The 17,303-nt window shown below is 38.7% G+C and carries 16 protein-coding genes; 11 read left to right on the top strand and 5 right to left on the bottom strand.

The annotated features are described in order from the left end of the window. The first annotated feature begins 1 nt into the window (after window position 1). The 3 genes from recD to ND2E_RS11105 all read left to right on the top strand — a co-directional run bounded on the left by recD (window position 2) and on the right by ND2E_RS11105 (window position 3,340). Complete coding sequence (gene recD, locus ND2E_RS11095; protein WP_033093845.1) at window positions 2–2,209, top strand: exodeoxyribonuclease V subunit alpha; 2,208 nt, start codon at window positions 2–4, stop codon at window positions 2,207–2,209. 85 nt (window positions 2,210–2,294) lie between these two features. After that, window positions 2,295–2,852, top strand: coding sequence for a DUF3087 family protein (locus tag ND2E_RS11100; RefSeq protein ID WP_033093903.1), 558 nt, complete (start codon window positions 2,295–2,297; stop codon window positions 2,850–2,852). Between the two features lie 101 nt (window positions 2,853–2,953). Next, the gene (locus tag ND2E_RS11105; RefSeq protein ID WP_033093844.1) at window positions 2,954–3,340 is read left to right on the top strand and encodes a VOC family protein; all 387 of its coding nucleotides are present in this window, start codon (window positions 2,954–2,956) and stop codon (window positions 3,338–3,340) included. Window positions 3,341–3,462: 122 nt separating this feature from the next. Here ND2E_RS11105 and infA read toward each other — a convergent pair whose 3' ends face one another. From infA to ald, 5 genes are all read right to left on the bottom strand, one after another. Further along, window positions 3,463–3,681, bottom strand: a complete 219-nt coding sequence (gene infA, locus ND2E_RS11110) for a translation initiation factor IF-1 (RefSeq protein WP_011043571.1) — start codon at window positions 3,679–3,681, stop codon at window positions 3,463–3,465. A 130-nt stretch (window positions 3,682–3,811) separates the two neighbouring features. Next, complete coding sequence (locus tag ND2E_RS11115; RefSeq protein ID WP_033093843.1) at window positions 3,812–4,573, bottom strand: arginyltransferase; 762 nt, start codon at window positions 4,571–4,573, stop codon at window positions 3,812–3,814. Between the two features lie 63 nt (window positions 4,574–4,636). Beyond that, window positions 4,637–5,362 (bottom strand): leucyl/phenylalanyl-tRNA--protein transferase, encoded by a 726-nt coding sequence (aat, locus tag ND2E_RS11120; protein ID WP_033093902.1) that lies wholly within the window; start codon window positions 5,360–5,362, stop codon window positions 4,637–4,639. Between the two features lie 138 nt (window positions 5,363–5,500). Continuing rightward, a complete protein-coding gene (gene trxB / locus ND2E_RS11125) occupies window positions 5,501–6,451 on the bottom strand; it encodes a thioredoxin-disulfide reductase (RefSeq protein ID WP_033093842.1) in 951 nt (316 codons plus the stop codon). A 230-nt stretch (window positions 6,452–6,681) separates the two neighbouring features. Further along, on the bottom strand, window positions 6,682–7,800 hold the full coding sequence (gene ald, locus ND2E_RS11130; protein ID WP_033093841.1) for an alanine dehydrogenase: 1,119 nt from the start codon (window positions 7,798–7,800) through the stop codon (window positions 6,682–6,684). A gap of 176 nt (window positions 7,801–7,976) precedes the next feature. Here ald and lrp point away from each other — a divergent pair, with 176 nt between their 5' ends. The 8 genes from lrp (at window position 7,977) to ND2E_RS11165 (ending at window position 16,611) form a co-directional block, all read left to right on the top strand. Beyond that, window positions 7,977–8,453, top strand: coding sequence for a leucine-responsive transcriptional regulator Lrp (gene lrp, locus ND2E_RS11135; protein ID WP_033093840.1), 477 nt, complete (start codon window positions 7,977–7,979; stop codon window positions 8,451–8,453). A 189-nt stretch (window positions 8,454–8,642) separates the two neighbouring features. Further along, complete coding sequence (locus ND2E_RS11140; protein WP_081962037.1) at window positions 8,643–11,273, top strand: DNA translocase FtsK; 2,631 nt, start codon at window positions 8,643–8,645, stop codon at window positions 11,271–11,273. Between the two features lie 134 nt (window positions 11,274–11,407). Then, window positions 11,408–12,136 (top strand): outer membrane lipoprotein chaperone LolA, encoded by a 729-nt coding sequence (gene lolA, locus ND2E_RS11145; protein ID WP_052056514.1) that lies wholly within the window; start codon window positions 11,408–11,410, stop codon window positions 12,134–12,136. Window positions 12,137–12,287: 151 nt separating this feature from the next. Further along, complete coding sequence (locus tag ND2E_RS11150) at window positions 12,288–13,652, top strand: replication-associated recombination protein A (RefSeq protein ID WP_052056536.1); 1,365 nt, start codon at window positions 12,288–12,290, stop codon at window positions 13,650–13,652. Next, window positions 13,636–14,037, top strand: coding sequence for a fluoride efflux transporter CrcB (gene crcB / locus ND2E_RS11155; RefSeq protein WP_033093839.1), 402 nt, complete (start codon window positions 13,636–13,638; stop codon window positions 14,035–14,037). Before ND2E_RS11150 ends, crcB begins: the two co-directional genes overlap by 17 nt. 73 nt (window positions 14,038–14,110) lie before the next feature. Then, window positions 14,111–15,391: a serine--tRNA ligase gene (gene serS, locus ND2E_RS11160; RefSeq protein WP_033093838.1), complete on the top strand. Its 1,281-nt coding sequence runs from the start codon at window positions 14,111–14,113 to the stop codon at window positions 15,389–15,391. A 433-nt stretch (window positions 15,392–15,824) separates the two neighbouring features. Beyond that, complete coding sequence (locus tag ND2E_RS0121505; protein ID WP_033093837.1) at window positions 15,825–16,184, top strand: hypothetical protein; 360 nt, start codon at window positions 15,825–15,827, stop codon at window positions 16,182–16,184. A gap of 109 nt (window positions 16,185–16,293) precedes the next feature. Next, the gene (locus tag ND2E_RS11165) at window positions 16,294–16,611 is read left to right on the top strand and encodes a hypothetical protein (RefSeq protein ID WP_033093836.1); all 318 of its coding nucleotides are present in this window, start codon (window positions 16,294–16,296) and stop codon (window positions 16,609–16,611) included. Window positions 16,612–17,303 lie beyond the last annotated feature (692 nt).

The following is a 17,303-nucleotide window of genomic DNA, read 5'->3' as shown; positions in this document are numbered from 1 at the left end:
CATGCTTGATAATAGTATGAACAAACCAGTGTACAGCCGTTTTACCCAAGTGCAAAAGGTTATCCAAGGTGTTGAAGCTATTGATTATTTCTTTGCAAAAGAAATGTTCAGCGCGTTAATTCCTTCTACAAAAAGTCGATTCTCGACAGAAGAAACTGTGGATTTATTTTCTGACACAATGACTGATATAAATCATTACGATAATTTATATCATTTATTCTTAGCGTTAAGTGCTAGCCTGCGAGCAGGGCACAGTTGTTTGCCATTAAATGAGATTGCAGATCAACATTGGGGTAAAGGTTTTGTCTCGACAAAAAAAGAGTTTCAACAAGAAAACGACGGCTTAACTCAAGAGCTCAGCCATGCTGGTTTTGTTTTTGCGCCACTAGCACAATTGCAAGCCATGCTAAAAGAGCTCAATATCCTAGCAACAGATCAACAATTGTTGGTTCTGCATGATGATAAATTGTATTTACGCCGTTATTTTCAGTTTGAAAATGACTTGAGCATAGCCTTAAATGGACGCTTATTACAAAAATGTCAGTATGATAATAATAGCATCAGACAGTGTATCGATAGTTTATTTCCGGACGAATCATTAGAGACGTCAGGCCAGGGAATATCTAAACAAGCAACAACAATTGATTGGCAAAAAATTGCAGTGGCTAATGCTATTAATAAAAATTTTAGCGTCATTGCTGGCGGTCCGGGAACAGGAAAAACTTATACAGTAACTAAATTATTAGCCGCGTTACTGATGTTAGAACAATTGGATTTAGAGCAAACAGAGGCAGCTCCGCAAAACCACCAAGAAGCAGCTGCGCTTAATATTGCATTAGTTGCGCCCACTGGTAAAGCGGCTCAACGCTTGTCAGAGTCAATTGTAAATGCAGTTTCAGGTTTTAAGGGATTGATTGATGACAAGGTGCTTGCTGAAATACCCACTCAAGCACAAACACTGCATCGTTTATTAGGTGTTTTACCCAACTCACCAAACTTTAGACACCACGAAGAAAATCGCCTGTCCTATGATATTGTGCTCATTGATGAAGTGTCTATGGTTGACTTACCTTTAATGACTCGAGTCTTTCGTGCGTTAAAAGAGACTGCTAAAGTGATTTTATTAGGTGATGCCGATCAACTTCCTTCCGTCGCTGCAGGTAGTGTATTAGCGGATATAGCGCCACGACCGCACGGCGGTTTTAGTGTCGAAAATGAACAATATTTATCGCAAGTTTGTCAATTTTCGCCAGAACAACTTAATACATATTTTATGGCAAATAGACAAGGTAACCAAAGCGATGCACATCGCAATGTAGCTAAAATAAACAGTGTTGATTATTTGACCTTTCTCGTCAAATCTAGACGTTTTGATGGGCAAGGTGGCATTGGCCTCATCGCTAATAGTGTCATTGAAGGCGATGTTAAACGTAGTTGGAAATTGTTGAGCGATTCTATAACTCAGGTGCCTGAGGGACAGTTAACCCTTGCCCAAGGTGAGCTCTCTACTTGGCTTGCACCCTTAGTGAGGCAATATTATCAACCCATTGAGTCTTGTCGTAGTGTCAGTGATGCTTTTGCGTTGTTATCACAATTTAGGGTGCTGTGTGCAACTAGACAAGGTGATTACGGTGTTGAGCGACTTAATGAAATGATTAAGAGCTATTTAGGGAAAAATAATGCGCCTTATCAGCAAAACCAACATGCGCTTTATCATGGACAGCCAATCATGATAAATGAAAATGACTACCGTTTAGGCTTATATAATGGTGATATTGGCATTATTTGGCGAATTGTTGATCAAGCAGGCAAAACTCATTTAATGGCGTGTTTTGAGGATTCCACTAGTCAAAGTAAAATGCTTGATACTTCAGAGCCAGCAACACAGGTAATCCGGCAGATACTACCATCTCGTTTGCCGAAATTTGAAAGTGTTTATGCCATGACTATCCATAAAACTCAGGGTAGTGAATTCTCTCATGTAGCTATGGTCATTTCTGCCACACAAAGTGAGCAACAGAGCTTACTACAAGGCCAACAACAACGTGGCAGTAAACTATTGTCGAGGGAATTACTCTACACAGGTATTACTCGAGCTAAAAAGCAACTGACCATAGCTGCAAACCAACGGGTATGGCAACAGGGTGTTACTGGGCAAGTTAAACGTCATTCAGGTTTAAATTTACATTCATATGGCACGTCTAAGTGATAAAAATGATAAGATGCTGCTTTTGCTCCCATTATTGTTAACTTTTATTTTTTTAATTTTGGTAAACCAAGGATTATTTCTTCCCATGCAATTGATTGATATAGATAAAGAACGTTATAGAAAACATTTGAATATTGTTATTGTGAGTTTTATCAGCTCATTATTAGTGCTGTCACTCTTGTTTGGCACCATACTAATCAGTATGTTTTCCAGTGTCGGTGATGTAAATGAGCTTGTGAAAGTCGCCAATGATGCGGTACAAGCTGAGCCTGAGAGTAATTTTAGATTCAACTTATTAGGCGTTATTCTCGCATTGGTGACCAATGCTGCTATTTTGTACCGAATTAAGCATAGTGCGTTTTTTACTGAAATTTATTATGTTTGGCAGGTGAAACAATTGCAAAATTTGGTTTACCGTAAACTTAAAAAAATTAAACTCGCGGCTAACAATGGTGAAGAAAAAGCCATGACCATTTTATCTTTTTATTATCAAAGCCAATTACAAATTTACAAGCTTGATGATAATACTATCACCTTGTCGACCATTGAAAATCATCAACAAGAACTTAATGTTCTCATCGCTAAAAGTGGTTTAAACATTAGCTGCGAACAATTCAAAAAGGAATTAATTGCAGCTTATTAGCCTTGAAATATCTTGGCATTTCTAATTTCCACTGAAACCTGCATCTTTATCTGGCTTGGGTTATAGTAAATGTTTAACAAAACACTCAATGGGGAAGAGGTATGATAGGTTATATTACATTAGGTACTAATGATTTTGAAAAAGCAGTTAACTTCTATGATGAACTGTTCAGCAGTATAGGCGCTGGTCGTTTCTTAGAATCTGAACAGTTCGTTGCATGGTCTACTGGCATGGACACTGCAGGTTTTGCCATTTCTAAACCTTTTGATGGCAAACCCGCATCAGTAGGTAATGGTACGATGATCGCCATTATGGTTGATTCAAATGAGCAAGTGGATGCCTTTTATCAAAAAGCGTTGAGCTTAGGCGCTACCTGTGAAGGTGCTCCTGGACTACGTGGTGAATTAAGTGGCTTTTATGCCGCTTATTTTAGGGACTTAGATGGCAATAAACTTAATGCTTTTCATATGGATATGCCGGCAAAGTAAAGCATTTAGCTATTAAACAAATAATATAGACAATAAAAAACCAGCACTCTATTGAATGCTGGTTTTTTTAATTATTTCGGCTTCAGCAATTAAGAAAAAGGAAACCTAAGTCAATAACTGGCTTATCTAGCGCGGAAAATAATGCGACCTTTTGATAAGTCGTAAGGCGTCAATTCAACCGTTACTTTATCGCCTGTTAAAATACGAATGTAGTTTTTACGCATTTTACCAGAAATATGTGCAGTTACGACGTGACCATTCTCAAGTTCTACTCGGAACATAGTGTTAGGTAAAGTATCTAAAACTGTACCTTGCATTTCAATATTTTCTTCTTTCGCCATGGGGCGCTAAACCTCTAATGTTGTGCAAAATAGCCACTAAATATCTTTATATTAGTGATATTGCAGGGCAGATAAAAAAGCTGCGCGAATGATGCCTAATTGCTTGGCTAATGTAAAGGCTTGTGACTATTTATTTAGCAATTTTAGCTTTATTAACACTAGCTTTGGTATTTATATGCCATTGACCATCAATAAAGCGTTCAAAGGGAAAATATCGATCTTTATAATTCATCTTTTGACATTCATCAATCTGATAACCGAGATATAAGTATGGTAAGGACATATTTTGGCAAAAATTAAGTTGGGTAAGAATTGAAAACACGCCTAATCCATTGGCCTTAAATTCAGGGTGATAAAAAGTATAAACGGCAGATAAACCGTTACTCAACACATCGGTTACCGCTACGCAGACAAGTTTATCTTCTGTTAGGCCATTATCTTCATTTGCTGGTAGCCAAGTCTCAATGAAAAGTTGCTGGGTTAAGTTACAGCTTAAAAAGCTTTCAAATTGTTCAAAAGACGCAGGGTACATGCTGCCATCTTGGTGCAAGGTATTAATATAATTCTCGAACAATGGGTAATAGCTGTTTTTCAATTGAGCAGATTCTTTAATTATAAAATGACTATTACGCTTGATTGATCTTTTTTGACTTTTAGAGGGTACAAAGTCGTTAGTTAATACCCGAATAGAATGACACGCATTGCAATTAGGGCAATTGGGTCGGTAACTTTGATCGCCACTGCGACGAAAACCTTGTGTCATTAACCATCCATAACTTTCACTGTTGTGTAAACGCTCATCAACCGCTATTAGCAAACGCTCTTGTTGTTCAGGTAAATAATTACAGGGAAATGTTTTGGTTATACCTAGTTTATAGGAAGCATCACTCATTGATAATTTTCCAATTGCCTATTACGCCTAATGTTAATTATAACTTCTATTAGCAAATTTGACTTAAATTAGCGTCAAAGTTCGTGGTTGCCAAAAATCAGTTGGCAATTTCTGAGTAAGTACATCGCGTTGTTTGCGAATAAAACTATCACGACTTATTTCTTTAGCCCCCATATCTTCAAGAAATGGGTTTAATAACTGGCAATCTATAAAGTTGACGCCCACTGATTCAAGTAACTGGCCTAACGCAATAAGAGCAAACTTAGAAGCATTGCTTTTTGTATAAAACATCGACTCACCGGAAAAGAAGCCATTAATAGCAACACCGTACAAACCACCGACTAATACTTTATTGTTCTGCTCATCTGTATGCCATATTTCGACAGAGTGAGCGTAACCTTGTTGATGCAACTTTAAGTAAGCGGCCTCCATTTCAGGCAGTATCCAGGTCCCATCTTTGCGAAAGGGGGCATTGGCACAAAATTGAGTTACTTGGCAAAAATCTTGATTTAAGGTGATATGAAAAGGTGATTTGTTAATGGCTTTTCGTAACGTTCGATTTATTCGCAGCTGAGCAATGTCGATAACGGCTCGGGGATCAGGTGACCACCACATCAAGGGATCGTTCTCACTGTACCACGGAAAAATCCCCTGGCTGTATGCTGAAATTAAGCGCTCTGAAGATAGATCACCACCAAGGGCCAGTAAACCATTAGGCTCGGTCAGTGCACCTTCAATTGGGGGGAAAGCAATGTTGATATCATCAAGTTGATACAGTATTTGGCTCATAAGTTCATCCATAGAAAATTTGCATATTGAGGAACTTCGCATGCAAAAATTACGTGTATAACTAAATAAACCACTTAAACAATGAAGTTTAAGTGGTTTATTGATCAACTAAAGGGCTTTATGCTCTTTATTGTGCGTCTAGCTTTTTGCATCTAAGAAACGCTCAGCATCTAATGCTGCCATACAACCAGCTCCGGCTGATGTAATCGCTTGACGATAAATATGATCAGCAACATCACCAGCAGCAAAAATACCTTCAACACTTGTTTGTGTGGCATTGCCTTGTGTGCCACTTTGAATCGTTAAGTAACCATCTTTCATATTAAGCTGATCTTTAAAGATATCAGTATTTGGTTTATGACCAATGGCGATAAAGACACCTGCTACATCAATTTCTTCGGTTGCCTCAGATTTAGCATCTTTTAAGCGTAAACCTGTAACGCCCATATTGTCACCAAGTACTTCATCTAAAGTGCGGTCGGTATGTAAAACAATATTACCGTTTGCGACTTTCTCATTAAGTCTGTCAGTTAAGATTTTTTCGCTACGGAAAGTATCACGACGGTGAATCAAATGTACTTCACTAGCAATGTTTGATAAATAGAGTGCTTCTTCAACAGCGGTATTACCACCACCAACAACAGCAACTTTTTGGTTTTTGTAGAAGAAACCATCACAGGTAGCACAGGCTGATACACCACGGCCCATGAAAGCTTCTTCTGAAGGTAAACCTAAGTATTGTGCTGATGCGCCAGTACAAATAATTAACGCATCACAGGTATATTCACTGCTGCCCGTTAATTTATATGGCTTAGAAGAAAAATCTACCGATTCGATATGATCGAAAATAATTTCAGTATCAAACTTTTCAGCGTGTTTCTGCATACGTTCCATTAATGCTGGACCTGTAAGGTCGTCAGCATCACCAGGCCAGTTTTCTACATCAGTGGTTGTGGTTAATTGACCACCTTGTTGCATACCTGTGATCATTACTGGTTTTAAGTTTGCGCGGGCAGCATAAACTGCAGCAGTATAACCAGCTGGGCCTGAGCCTAAAATTAGTAGGGGACAGTGTCTTACGTCGCTCATGGGTTCTCCAAGAAAAAGTGATTATTTCAATGTAGTTATTGTTAACTACCTATGGTTCATTAATTGGGATGATAAGGAAATAAAGCAAGGGGGTAAATAATTAGTTTGCTATATGATAAATAAAAAAAAACGCACTTTTGCTTAACTGTAAGCAAATGTGCGCTTTGGTTGCTATAAACTCTTTAAAAGAAAGGTTTATAGCTTTATGCTTTTAACGATTAAACGTGCAATTAAGCGTTTAAGGCAACAGCAGGTTCAACATATTCATAACCTAAATCATCAGCAACTGGCTTGTAAGTAATTTTACCAGCAGCTACGTTTAAGCCAGCCATTAGATGCTCATCATCTAATAATGCTTGTTTAGCACCTTTGTTAGCAATAGTCACAGCAAATGGCATAGTTGCATTGGTTAGTGCCATTGTAGAAGTACGTGCAACGCCACCAGGCATGTTCGCTACACAATAATGAACAACACCATCAACTACATAAGTAGGATCTTGGTGAGTTGTTGCTTTAGACGTTTCAAAACAACCGCCTTGGTCAATAGCAACATCAACGATTACAGCACCTTGCTTCATCATCTTGATGTGTTCTTTTGTTACTAATTTAGGCGCTGCTGCACCTGGAATTAATACCGCACCAATAACTAAATCAGCTTCTACGATTAATGTATCCATAGCATCAGCCGTTGAGTATACCGTTTTCAAACGACCGTCAAACTCAGTATCTAACTGACGTAAACGTGGTAAAGAACGGTCTAAAATAGTAACGTCTGCGCCCATGCCAACAGCCATGCGAGCAGCTTGAGTACCAACAACACCACCACCAACAACTAATACTTTAGCTGGGGCAACACCTGGAACACCACCTAATAAAGCACCTAAACCGCCTTGAGCTTTTTCTAATGCGTGAGCACCCGCTTGAATAGACATACGACCAGCAACTTCAGACATAGGCGCTAATAATGGTAAACCACCAGAGGCTGCAGTAACTGTTTCATAGGCAATACAGGTAGCGCCAGAAGCAACTAATAATTCAGTTTGTTGTGGATCTGGGGCTAAATGTAAGTAAGTAAATAAGATTTGACCAGGACGAAGCATTTTACATTCGATTGGCTGCGGCTCTTTCACTTTGATAATCATTTCAGCTGTTGCAAAAATTTCAGACGCACTATCAATTATTTTTGCGCCTGCAGTAATATATTGTTCATTATCAAAACCAATTGATGCACCACCATTGTTTTCAACAATCACTTCATGACCATTGACCACTAACTCTTTAACACCTGCAGGTGTAAGGCCGATACGGTACTCATGGTTTTTAATTTCTTTAGGTACACCGATAATCATAATTTTCTCTCTTATATTTACTTATTGTATTTAGTACAACTTCATATTAAAAATAGTGAAGTGCTTTTTGTTTTAGATACGACTAGTATATGAGTAAACTAGTAGAATAACCTGTCGTTATTCCCATGAAGGCGATATATAATGCTAAATAATTATAATAAGTCAGAGTAAAATATATGAGCCTTAATAAAACCATTGATCGCATTGATAAAAACATTCTTGTTGAACTACAAAAAAATGGCCGCTTATCGAATGTTGAGTTATCAAAAAGAGTGGGTTTAAGCCCAACCCCATGTTTAGAAAGGGTTAAGCGCCTAGAGAAAGAGAAATACATCAGCGGTTATAAAGCCATTTTGAACCCACATAAGCTTGATGCCGCCTTATTAGTGTTTGTTGAAATTACACTCACCAAGACAAGCCCAGATGTGTTTAATGACTTTGCCGCAGCAGTAGATGAACTTGATGTCATTCAGGAATGTCACTTAGTTTCAGGTGATTTTGACTTCTTACTTAAAACCCGGGTAAAAGATATGCTTGCCTACAGAGAGTTACTCGGTGATACCTTATTAAGGCTGCCTGCGGTAAGTGAAAGTAGAACCTATGTGGTAATGGATGAAATTAAATCAACCAACTTGCTTGCCATCAAACGGTAAAAAATAATGAATCATAGGTTTTTTATCTTCGAGAGTAGCGCTTTTGATGTGCCAGTAATGCTAAAATGACATAGCTGTATAAAAAAACATGCACTAATGGTAATTTGTTGCTGCCAACGTAGCACTAATTTGATACTTTAGCTTAGCTATTACGTAATTTTACCTATTCATTTCCTATGGTACTTATAATTGTCTTCAGATCTTATAAAAAATTCCGATGTTTCGCTTGAATCATTGAGCAATAAACAGCTAACGGGTGTGCAACGCATACTTGAAGCTGGTTTATTATTTTTCACTGTGTTTGCCATGTTTATGATGTTGGCATTATTTAGTTTCGACCCAGCTGATCCTGGTTGGGCACAAACAGGTTATCAAACCCAAGTGCGCAACTTGGGTGGCGCGGTCGGCGCTTATCTTTCAGATTTATTATTAAATCTCTTTGGGCTTATTGCTTATAGCTTACCTTTTGTTATTGCCATTGTAGGCTGGCTGTTGTTCCAACGCTTTCATGAATTAATGAAACTTGATTATTTGACCTTAGGGTTGAAGTTAATTGGCTTTTTCATGTTTTACCTAGGCGTGACCTCATTGGCTAGTATGAACTTTGATGATATTTTCTACTTCTCAGCGGGAGGGATTTTAGGTGATGTGTTAAGTGGTACTTTATTACCTTACTTTTCTTTTGTCGGTTCTACTTTGTTATTTCTGCTTTTTACCTGTGCCGGTTTTGTACTGTTAACGGGTTTTTCATGGCTTAAATTTATCGATAGTGTAGGACGATACGCTATAGAAGGCACGCTTTGGTTAGTTAATTCACCTAAGCTGATTAAAACTCATTTTGGTACCAGTGAACCAGCGCTAGATGATGAAGCGCTTGGCTTAGGCAAAAGCCGATTAACGAAAAATAAAACAAAAGTAAAAGACGACACGTTAACCTCTGAAAAGGTATCTGCCAAATCTACACCTTCTTCGCAGCCAACAGAGCCAATGCCTTCAGACTCTGTACCTGCTGGAATCCATGCTCAAACAGCAATGATAGAATTACCTAAATCGTTTAGTGCTAGTGATGAACAAGATCCTGCTCATAAGATTGTTGCTGATAAGACTGAACCTTTTATTGATATTGCTGAGCTAATGACTGAGCTTTCTGCCGGTAATGTTCAAGAACATGTTAGTGAAAAAGAAATTACCGCTGCCTTTGCAGAGGTTGAAAAACCTAATGTGGGAGATGATTATCATTTCCCTGCAACACCTGTAGAACAAAGTATTACCGATGACAACGGTCAAGTTAATCTAGTACCAGTTGAAGAGGAATTTGTTCAAGGCATGCCATCTATCGATTTACTTGATCGACCTGATAAAGCCAAAAACCCGATTAATCAGGATGAATTAGATCAAGTGAGCCGCTTAGTTGAAGCAAAATTACTCGATTTTGGTGTACAAGCGCAAGTGGTATCTGTCTACCCTGGTCCGGTGATAACACGGTTTGAATTAGACCTAGCGCCAGGTGTTAAAGTTAATAAAATTACCAGTTTGGCAAAAGATTTAGCACGTGCATTATCGGCTATCAGTGTCCGCGTGGTTGAAGTTATTCCAGGTAAATCGGTGATTGGACTTGAATTGCCGAATAAACACCGTGAAATTGTTTACTTAAGTGAAGTACTCGGTTGTACGGATTTTGAAGAGTCATCCTCTTCGCTTGCTATGGTGTTAGGTAAAGATATTGCAGGTGACCCTGTGGTGGTTGATTTAGGTAAAATGCCGCACTTACTTGTTGCAGGTACAACAGGCTCAGGTAAATCAGTTGGTGTTAACACCATGATTATTAGTTTGCTGTATAAATCAACGCCAGAAGATGTGCGTATGATCATGATTGACCCTAAAATGCTTGAGCTCTCTGTTTATGAGGGCATTCCACATTTATTAGCTGAAGTTGTTACCGATATGAAAGATGCCGCTAACGCACTTCGCTGGTGTGTTGGTGAAATGGAACGTCGTTATAAAGTTATGTCGGCGGTAGGTGTTCGTAATTTAAAAGGTTACAACAAAAAAGTGCTTGAAGCGATTGCGAAGGGAGAGCCGATTATAGATCCGTTATGGCAACCAACCGACAGCTTAGATCAAACACCACCAACGTTAGAAAAGTTACCAAGTATTGTGGTTATCGTTGATGAATTTGCCGACATGATGATGATTGTTGGTAAAAAAGTAGAAGAACTAATTGCCCGTATTGCACAAAAAGCACGTGCAGCAGGTATTCACTTAATTCTGGCTACGCAACGACCTTCAGTTGATGTTATCACTGGTTTAATTAAGGCCAACATTCCAACACGTATGGCATTTCAGGTATCGTCAGGTTTAAACTCTCGGACCATTTTAGATCAACAAGGTGCTGAGCAGTTACTTGGAATGGGAGATATGCTTTATTTGCCTCCAGGAACGGGCGTACCAACCCGTGTACATGGCGCTTTTGTTGATGATCACGAAGTACATGCGGTAGTTAAAGACTGGAAGTCTCGCGGCGAGCCAAATTACATAGATGAGATCTTGTCAGGTGAACACGAGCAAGACATTTTGTTACCAGGTGAGCAAGCCGAAGAGAGTGAAGGTGAAGAAGTCGATGCGCTGTATGATGAAGCGGTTAACTTTGTCACTGAAAAACGTCGTGTATCAATTTCAAGCGTGCAAAGACAATTTAGAATAGGTTATAACCGCTCAGCAAGAATAGTTGAACAAATGGAAATGCAAGGTGTCGTATCAACACCGGGTAATAACGGCGCACGTGAAGTATTAGCGCCTCCACCGGTTCGAGATTTTTAAACGATTTACCTGTCCAAAGCATTTATTTTATTCTTTGCTTTATTTCAGTATATGGTTATCACTCATTTTTTCATTGTGTCAGCTAAAGGCTGACACAATTTATTATTTTAAAAATAAATAGTAGAAGTTAAGCTATGCAAAGCATTTTAATTAAAAAATCATTTTTTCGACCACTGGCTTTAACCAGTGTTTTACTGCCTGTGTTAGCTCTTTCAAACTCAGAGGCTTATGCTGCTCAAACAACAGCTAATACAATTACAGCAACAACGGCTTTAGTATCACCTTCGAGCGAAGCGAAAGATCATTTAATGGCTAAGCTTGGAAAATTAGCGTTTTTCAGTGCACAGTTCAGTCAACATATTCTTGATGCCCAAGGTGAAATATTACAACAAGGCTCCGGCACAATTGCCATCAGCAAGCCTAACTTAGTTAATTGGAAGACCATTACCCCAGATGAAACCTTGATTGTCAGTGATGGCAATACCTTATGGTTTTATGACCCTTTTATAGAGCAAGCGAGCGCTTATAGTTTAGCGAAATCAATTCACAATACGCCTATATTGTTGCTAACCAGTGATGATCCCCAACTTTGGCAACAATATAATGTTATTGAGCAGAAAGACGTTGTTGACAATGGTTTACGTTTTGTTGTGATGCCAAAAAATGAAAACAGCCAAATTAAAAAGCTAACCCTGAGCTTTACTAACAGCGTTGATGTGCAGTTAAGTGAGTTTTCTTTTCAAGATGCTACAGGACAAGTTAGTCAAATCAGCTTAACTAAATTTAACAGTAACACTGAGCCTGCTGATACGTTATTTAACTTTAGCTTGCCTGAAGGTGTAAGACTTGAAGACAAACGATAAAGCTAACAATAAGTCACCTTCAGTTACCGGCCATAGCCAAGGCAGCAGTGAAGGGCAACAAGACTCATTGTTTGATCTTACCCCTGATAATGACGAGATAGCTTCGCGGGATAATAGATCTGGGAAAGATAATTCAGATGCAAATAGCTTCATGCCACTTGCGGCCAAAATGCGTCCGAAATCCTTAACAGACTATGTTGGTCAACAGCATATCCTAGGAGGAGACTCGCCCTTGGCTCAATCCATTGAACAAGGCCATTGTCACTCACTTATTTTCTGGGGGCCGCCGGGCAGTGGCAAAACGACACTGGCAGAGATTATTGCGCAGCATGCAAATGCCGAAATAGAGCGTGTTTCTGCGGTGACCTCAGGCATTAAAGAAATTCGTAACGCTATTGATAAAGCAAAACTTCGCGCACAAGGCGACGGCAGCAATAAACGCAGAACAGTACTGTTTGTTGATGAAGTGCATCGTTTTAATAAATCACAGCAAGACGCGTTTTTACCTCACATTGAAGATGGCACGATAATATTTATTGGTGCGACTACTGAAAATCCTGCTTTTGAATTAAACCAAGCATTATTATCACGCGCACGTTTGTATACGTTAAAAAAACTTAACCGTGATGACTTAGCACAAGTATTACAACGCGCTATCTCATTATGTGAAGCAGAACAAGAACTTAAAATTGAGTTAAGTGAAGATGCCAAACAAAGTTTACTCAACCGCAGTGATGGCGACGCCAGACGTTTGCTTAATTTGGTAGAAAATTGTCTTGATAGCACTGCCACAGCACATGAAAATAACCCATCGGTTGAAATAGATGAAACGGTAAGTGGAAAGGTTAAAACCATTTCTGTTGAACTAATCGCCCAAGTTGCAGGTAGTAAAATTGCCCTTTACGATAAAGGTGGTGATGCTTTTTATGATTTAATTAGTGCCTTTCATAAATCAGTACGTGGCTCTAGCCCCGATGCTGCACTTTACTGGTATGCAAGAATTCTTACCGCGGGTGGTGATGCGCTGTATGTTGCAAGACGATTACTTGCCATTGCCAGTGAAGACATTGGCAATGCAGATCCGCGTGCTATGCAACTTGCCATCAATGCTTGGGATACCTTTCATCGAGTTGGCCCGAGCGAAGGTGAGCGCGCAATTGCTCAAGCAACAGTTTACATGGCGCTAGCCCCAAAAAGCAATGCAGTTTATCTAGCGTTTACTAAAGCAAAAATGCTCGCACAACAAACCTGTGATTTAGATGTGCCGCTGCATTTAAAAAACGCCACCAGTAGTATAACTAAAGAGCTTGGCCATGGCAGTGAATACCGCTATGCCCATGATGAAATGAATGCCTATGCCGCAGGTGAAAATTACTTTCCAGAAGCGTTAGCACAAGGCGATAGCTCGCATACCCGTTTGTACCAGCCAACCGAACGAGGCTTAGAGAAAAAGTTAAAAGAAAAACTCGATTACTTAAACCAGCTTGATAGGAATAGCCATGACCAACGCTATTAGTAATTTTACTTTATACGCATTTGTTGCCCTTGGCGGTGCCTGTGGGGCAAGTTTACGCTTCTATATTTCGCAATTAGTGTTAAATTGGCTTGGAAAAGGTTTCCCTTTTGCTACATTGATGGTTAATATCATCGGCTCATTTACTATGGGTTTGTTATATCAACTCATTGAGCATGAAATTCTCAATGTTAGTGTGCATAGAACCTTAATAGGAATAGGATTTTTAGGTGCATTTACCACCTTTTCTACATTTTCTTTAGACTCCTTGTTACTATTGCAACAAGGAGATGTGCTTAAGGCGGCGATAAATGTTTTATTGAATGTTTCGCTGTGTATTGCTGCTGCCGCCTTAGGAATGTATTTGGTAACCACTTTAGCAAAATAATCGCTAATAACTTATTAGCAGTATTTATCCGTAAAAAATTTTAATAACTTTATTAACAAGAATGTGAATAATTATGCTTGATGCAAAACTACTTAGAACTGATTTAGATAATATCGCGCAACAACTTGCCAAACGTAACTTTGTATTAGATACCGATGCGTTAAATGCGTTAGAAGAGCAACGTAAAGCGATCCAGGTGAAAACTCAAGAGTTACAAAATGAACGTAATACGCGTTCAAAGTCTATTGGCCAAGCGAAAGCTCGTGGCGAAGACATTGCACCATTACTTGCTCAAGTTAGTCAGTTAGGCAATGATCTTGATGCTGCTAAAGCAGAGCAAGATGACGTTTTAGCTAAAATAGATGCGATTGCTAGTGCTATTCCTAACCTTCTTGATGAATCTGTGCCAGAAGGTAAAGACGAAGACGACAACGTTGAATTAAAACGTTGGGGCACTCCACGTGAATTTAACTTTGAAGTGAAAGATCATGTAGATTTAGGTTTTTCTGTTGATAAAGGTCTAGATTTTGAAAGTGGGGCTAAATTAGCAGGCACACGTTTTGCGGTTATGCGCGGAAAAATAGCTAAATTACATCGCGCTATCGCTCAGTTCATGCTTGATACGCATACTGAAGAGCATGGCTACCAAGAAATGTACGTACCGTACTTAGTTAATGCTGCGTCATTATACGGAACAGGTCAGTTACCAAAATTTGGTGAAGACTTATTTCACACGGATTTATCAAATAAAAAATTCTCTTTAATTCCGACGTCAGAAGTACCGTTAACCAACCTAGTGCGTGATGAAATTGTAGATGAAGCTGAGTTGCCGATTAAAATGACGGCACATACGCCATGTTTCAGATCTGAGGCTGGCTCTGGTGGTCGTGATATTCGTGGACTTATTCGCCAACATCAATTTGACAAAGTTGAAATGGTACAAATCGTTAAGCCTGAAAATTCAATGACAGCCCTTGATGAACTTACCCGTCATGCTGAAGTTATTCTTGAAAAGCTTGAATTGCCATACCGTACGGTACAACTATGTAGTGGTGATGTTGGTTTTAGTGCGACTAAAACGTTTGATTTAGAAGTTTGGTTACCTGCACAAGATACCTACCGTGAAATTTCTTCGTGTTCAAATATGGGCGCTTTCCAAGCACGTCGTATGCAAGCACGTTTCAGAAATAATGAAACCAACAAACCTGAATTGTTACACACGCTTAACGGCTCCGGGTTAGCAGTAGGGCGTACCTTAGTTGCTATTTTAGAAAACTACCAACAAGCTGATGGAAGTATTAATGTTCCAACAGTATTACAACCTTACATGGGCGGTTTAACCAATATCGGTTAATTGACTTTTAATTACTGGCTCGTTTCGATGAAGCTGACAGTTAGTTAAATGATAAGTAGATTCTGTAAAACGCGACTTAGATAACTAAGTCGCGTTTTTTATTTTTATAGATGATAAATCTAACTTGTTCTAAAAATATATTTTTCATAGCAAAATAATCTTAATAAAAGTTGCACTAATGCTGTATGTATTTACAGTAATTGTTTAATTCCTCCTTTCTACAAGAAAGCGAGCAAATTGCCTTCTTTCACACATCAACCAGTTACAACTAAATTTTTAAGTAATTGATCTATAGATAACAATCAAGTAATCTCATCACATTATAAAATTATGGACGATTTATCCCATCATGTAGAAAGAAGGAATTTTGCCTCATAATAAGCTGTTAGCTAGCTAAATAAACTGTCAGTCAATTTCAGATTTGGGTGTGCATTTGAATATATTTCATCGAGTAATATACGGAGCAAAAGATTTAGCTGAAAAAGGCGGAACATCTTCAGCAAATAGCATTCACTTGGTTCGATTACAATTAGTAGTTTTCAGTGGTTATTTCTTTTTGCCACCAATGATTATGGTTTTGTTTTCATATCAGGCTCCGGACGAATATATTATATATTTATGCATTGTCTTTGCTCTTGTAATGGACTCCATAACTGGGGCAGTAGTAAAAAAAGTAGATTTAAATCAATGTGTATCAGCCTCAAATAAGAAAAAGAATATGTGGGTTATTTATTGTTTGTATTTATTAATGCCTTTAACTACTTGGTTGTATATGGGTGTCATCGCAAGCTAACAAGAAAATAAACAAGGACACGTAACAGTTGGCTGCGTTCCACTTCGTTTCACATTTTAGCCAACAATTACTTAGCCTGTTATTTGGGCGTTAAAAGGAATTATCGGTTATGCACCCAGAACCGGACTATGAGAGTTACTCAGAAGATGAACTGATTGATGTTTATGAAAATATCGATAGAGAAAATTATCCTGATAGGTTTAAAAAAGTAAAGTCTTTACTTGCAATAAAAGTATCCAACACTGAAATCTCAGAGCACTTTGAAGAAGTTGAAGTTCTAAACTCTGATCCGATTAAAAAAGCACAAAGAATTAATGATTTCTTTGATTCATTAAACGACTCAGGGGTAGACTATCGTTCAGGTAGTTGTGATGGTTTTGATGGTGGTAGTGACAGTGGCGGTGGCGATTGTGGTGGTGGAGATTAAATTCCATTTAACAAACAGTTAAAGCAGGACTTTTTACAGTTTGCTCGGTTCCGCTTCGCTACACAATTTTAGCAAACTAATAAAAAGCCCCTTAACGTGGGCGTTAGTTGCCGCAACTTGTTCGAGTAAATTTATTTATTAAACGTGCGGTATTTCACATCAAAGGATTGGTGTTTGTTTCCTTCCTTTGTTGTTTCAATTTTCATTTTTAAAAAGTCATTTTGTGTTTTTGGCTACACAGTTTTCGCCTTAGTTTTGCAGGTGAATCAAAATAGCAAAAGGTGTAAACGGCTCAAAGTTCACGTGTGGCGGCAAAGTTGCGGTGGGAGTTTTTTGATTCTTCTGTCTATTCCGAAAACGTGGTAACTTGTTGTTAGTTATGTGGTTTAACGCGCAGCAACTAACAAGGCAATCAAACGGACTCGTAACAGTTGGCTCCCGTTCGTGCCTCACGTATTTTAGCCAACAATTACAAGCCGCTTATTGTGGCGTTGGTATGACTCCCCACGTCAAGTTAAACCATAAAAACCTCTGCCTTTTTTCGAGCCATAATTTTTCTTCTCTTAAGTTGAGTGAGTTAACGCATAGAATGAAGCCAGTAATTTCGTCGGTTATCATGCTGATATTCGTGGATTATTAACCTATTGGCTAACAGCGCCTACCTTACTTGTTCCGTCGTGACACCTAATTTC

The organism is Colwellia psychrerythraea (assembly GCF_000764225.1).
In the GTDB taxonomy this organism is placed as follows: domain Bacteria; phylum Pseudomonadota; class Gammaproteobacteria; order Enterobacterales; family Alteromonadaceae; genus Colwellia; species Colwellia psychrerythraea_D.
Note: the sequence above shows the minus strand (reverse complement) of the source record. Positions and strands in the feature narration are given on the sequence as shown.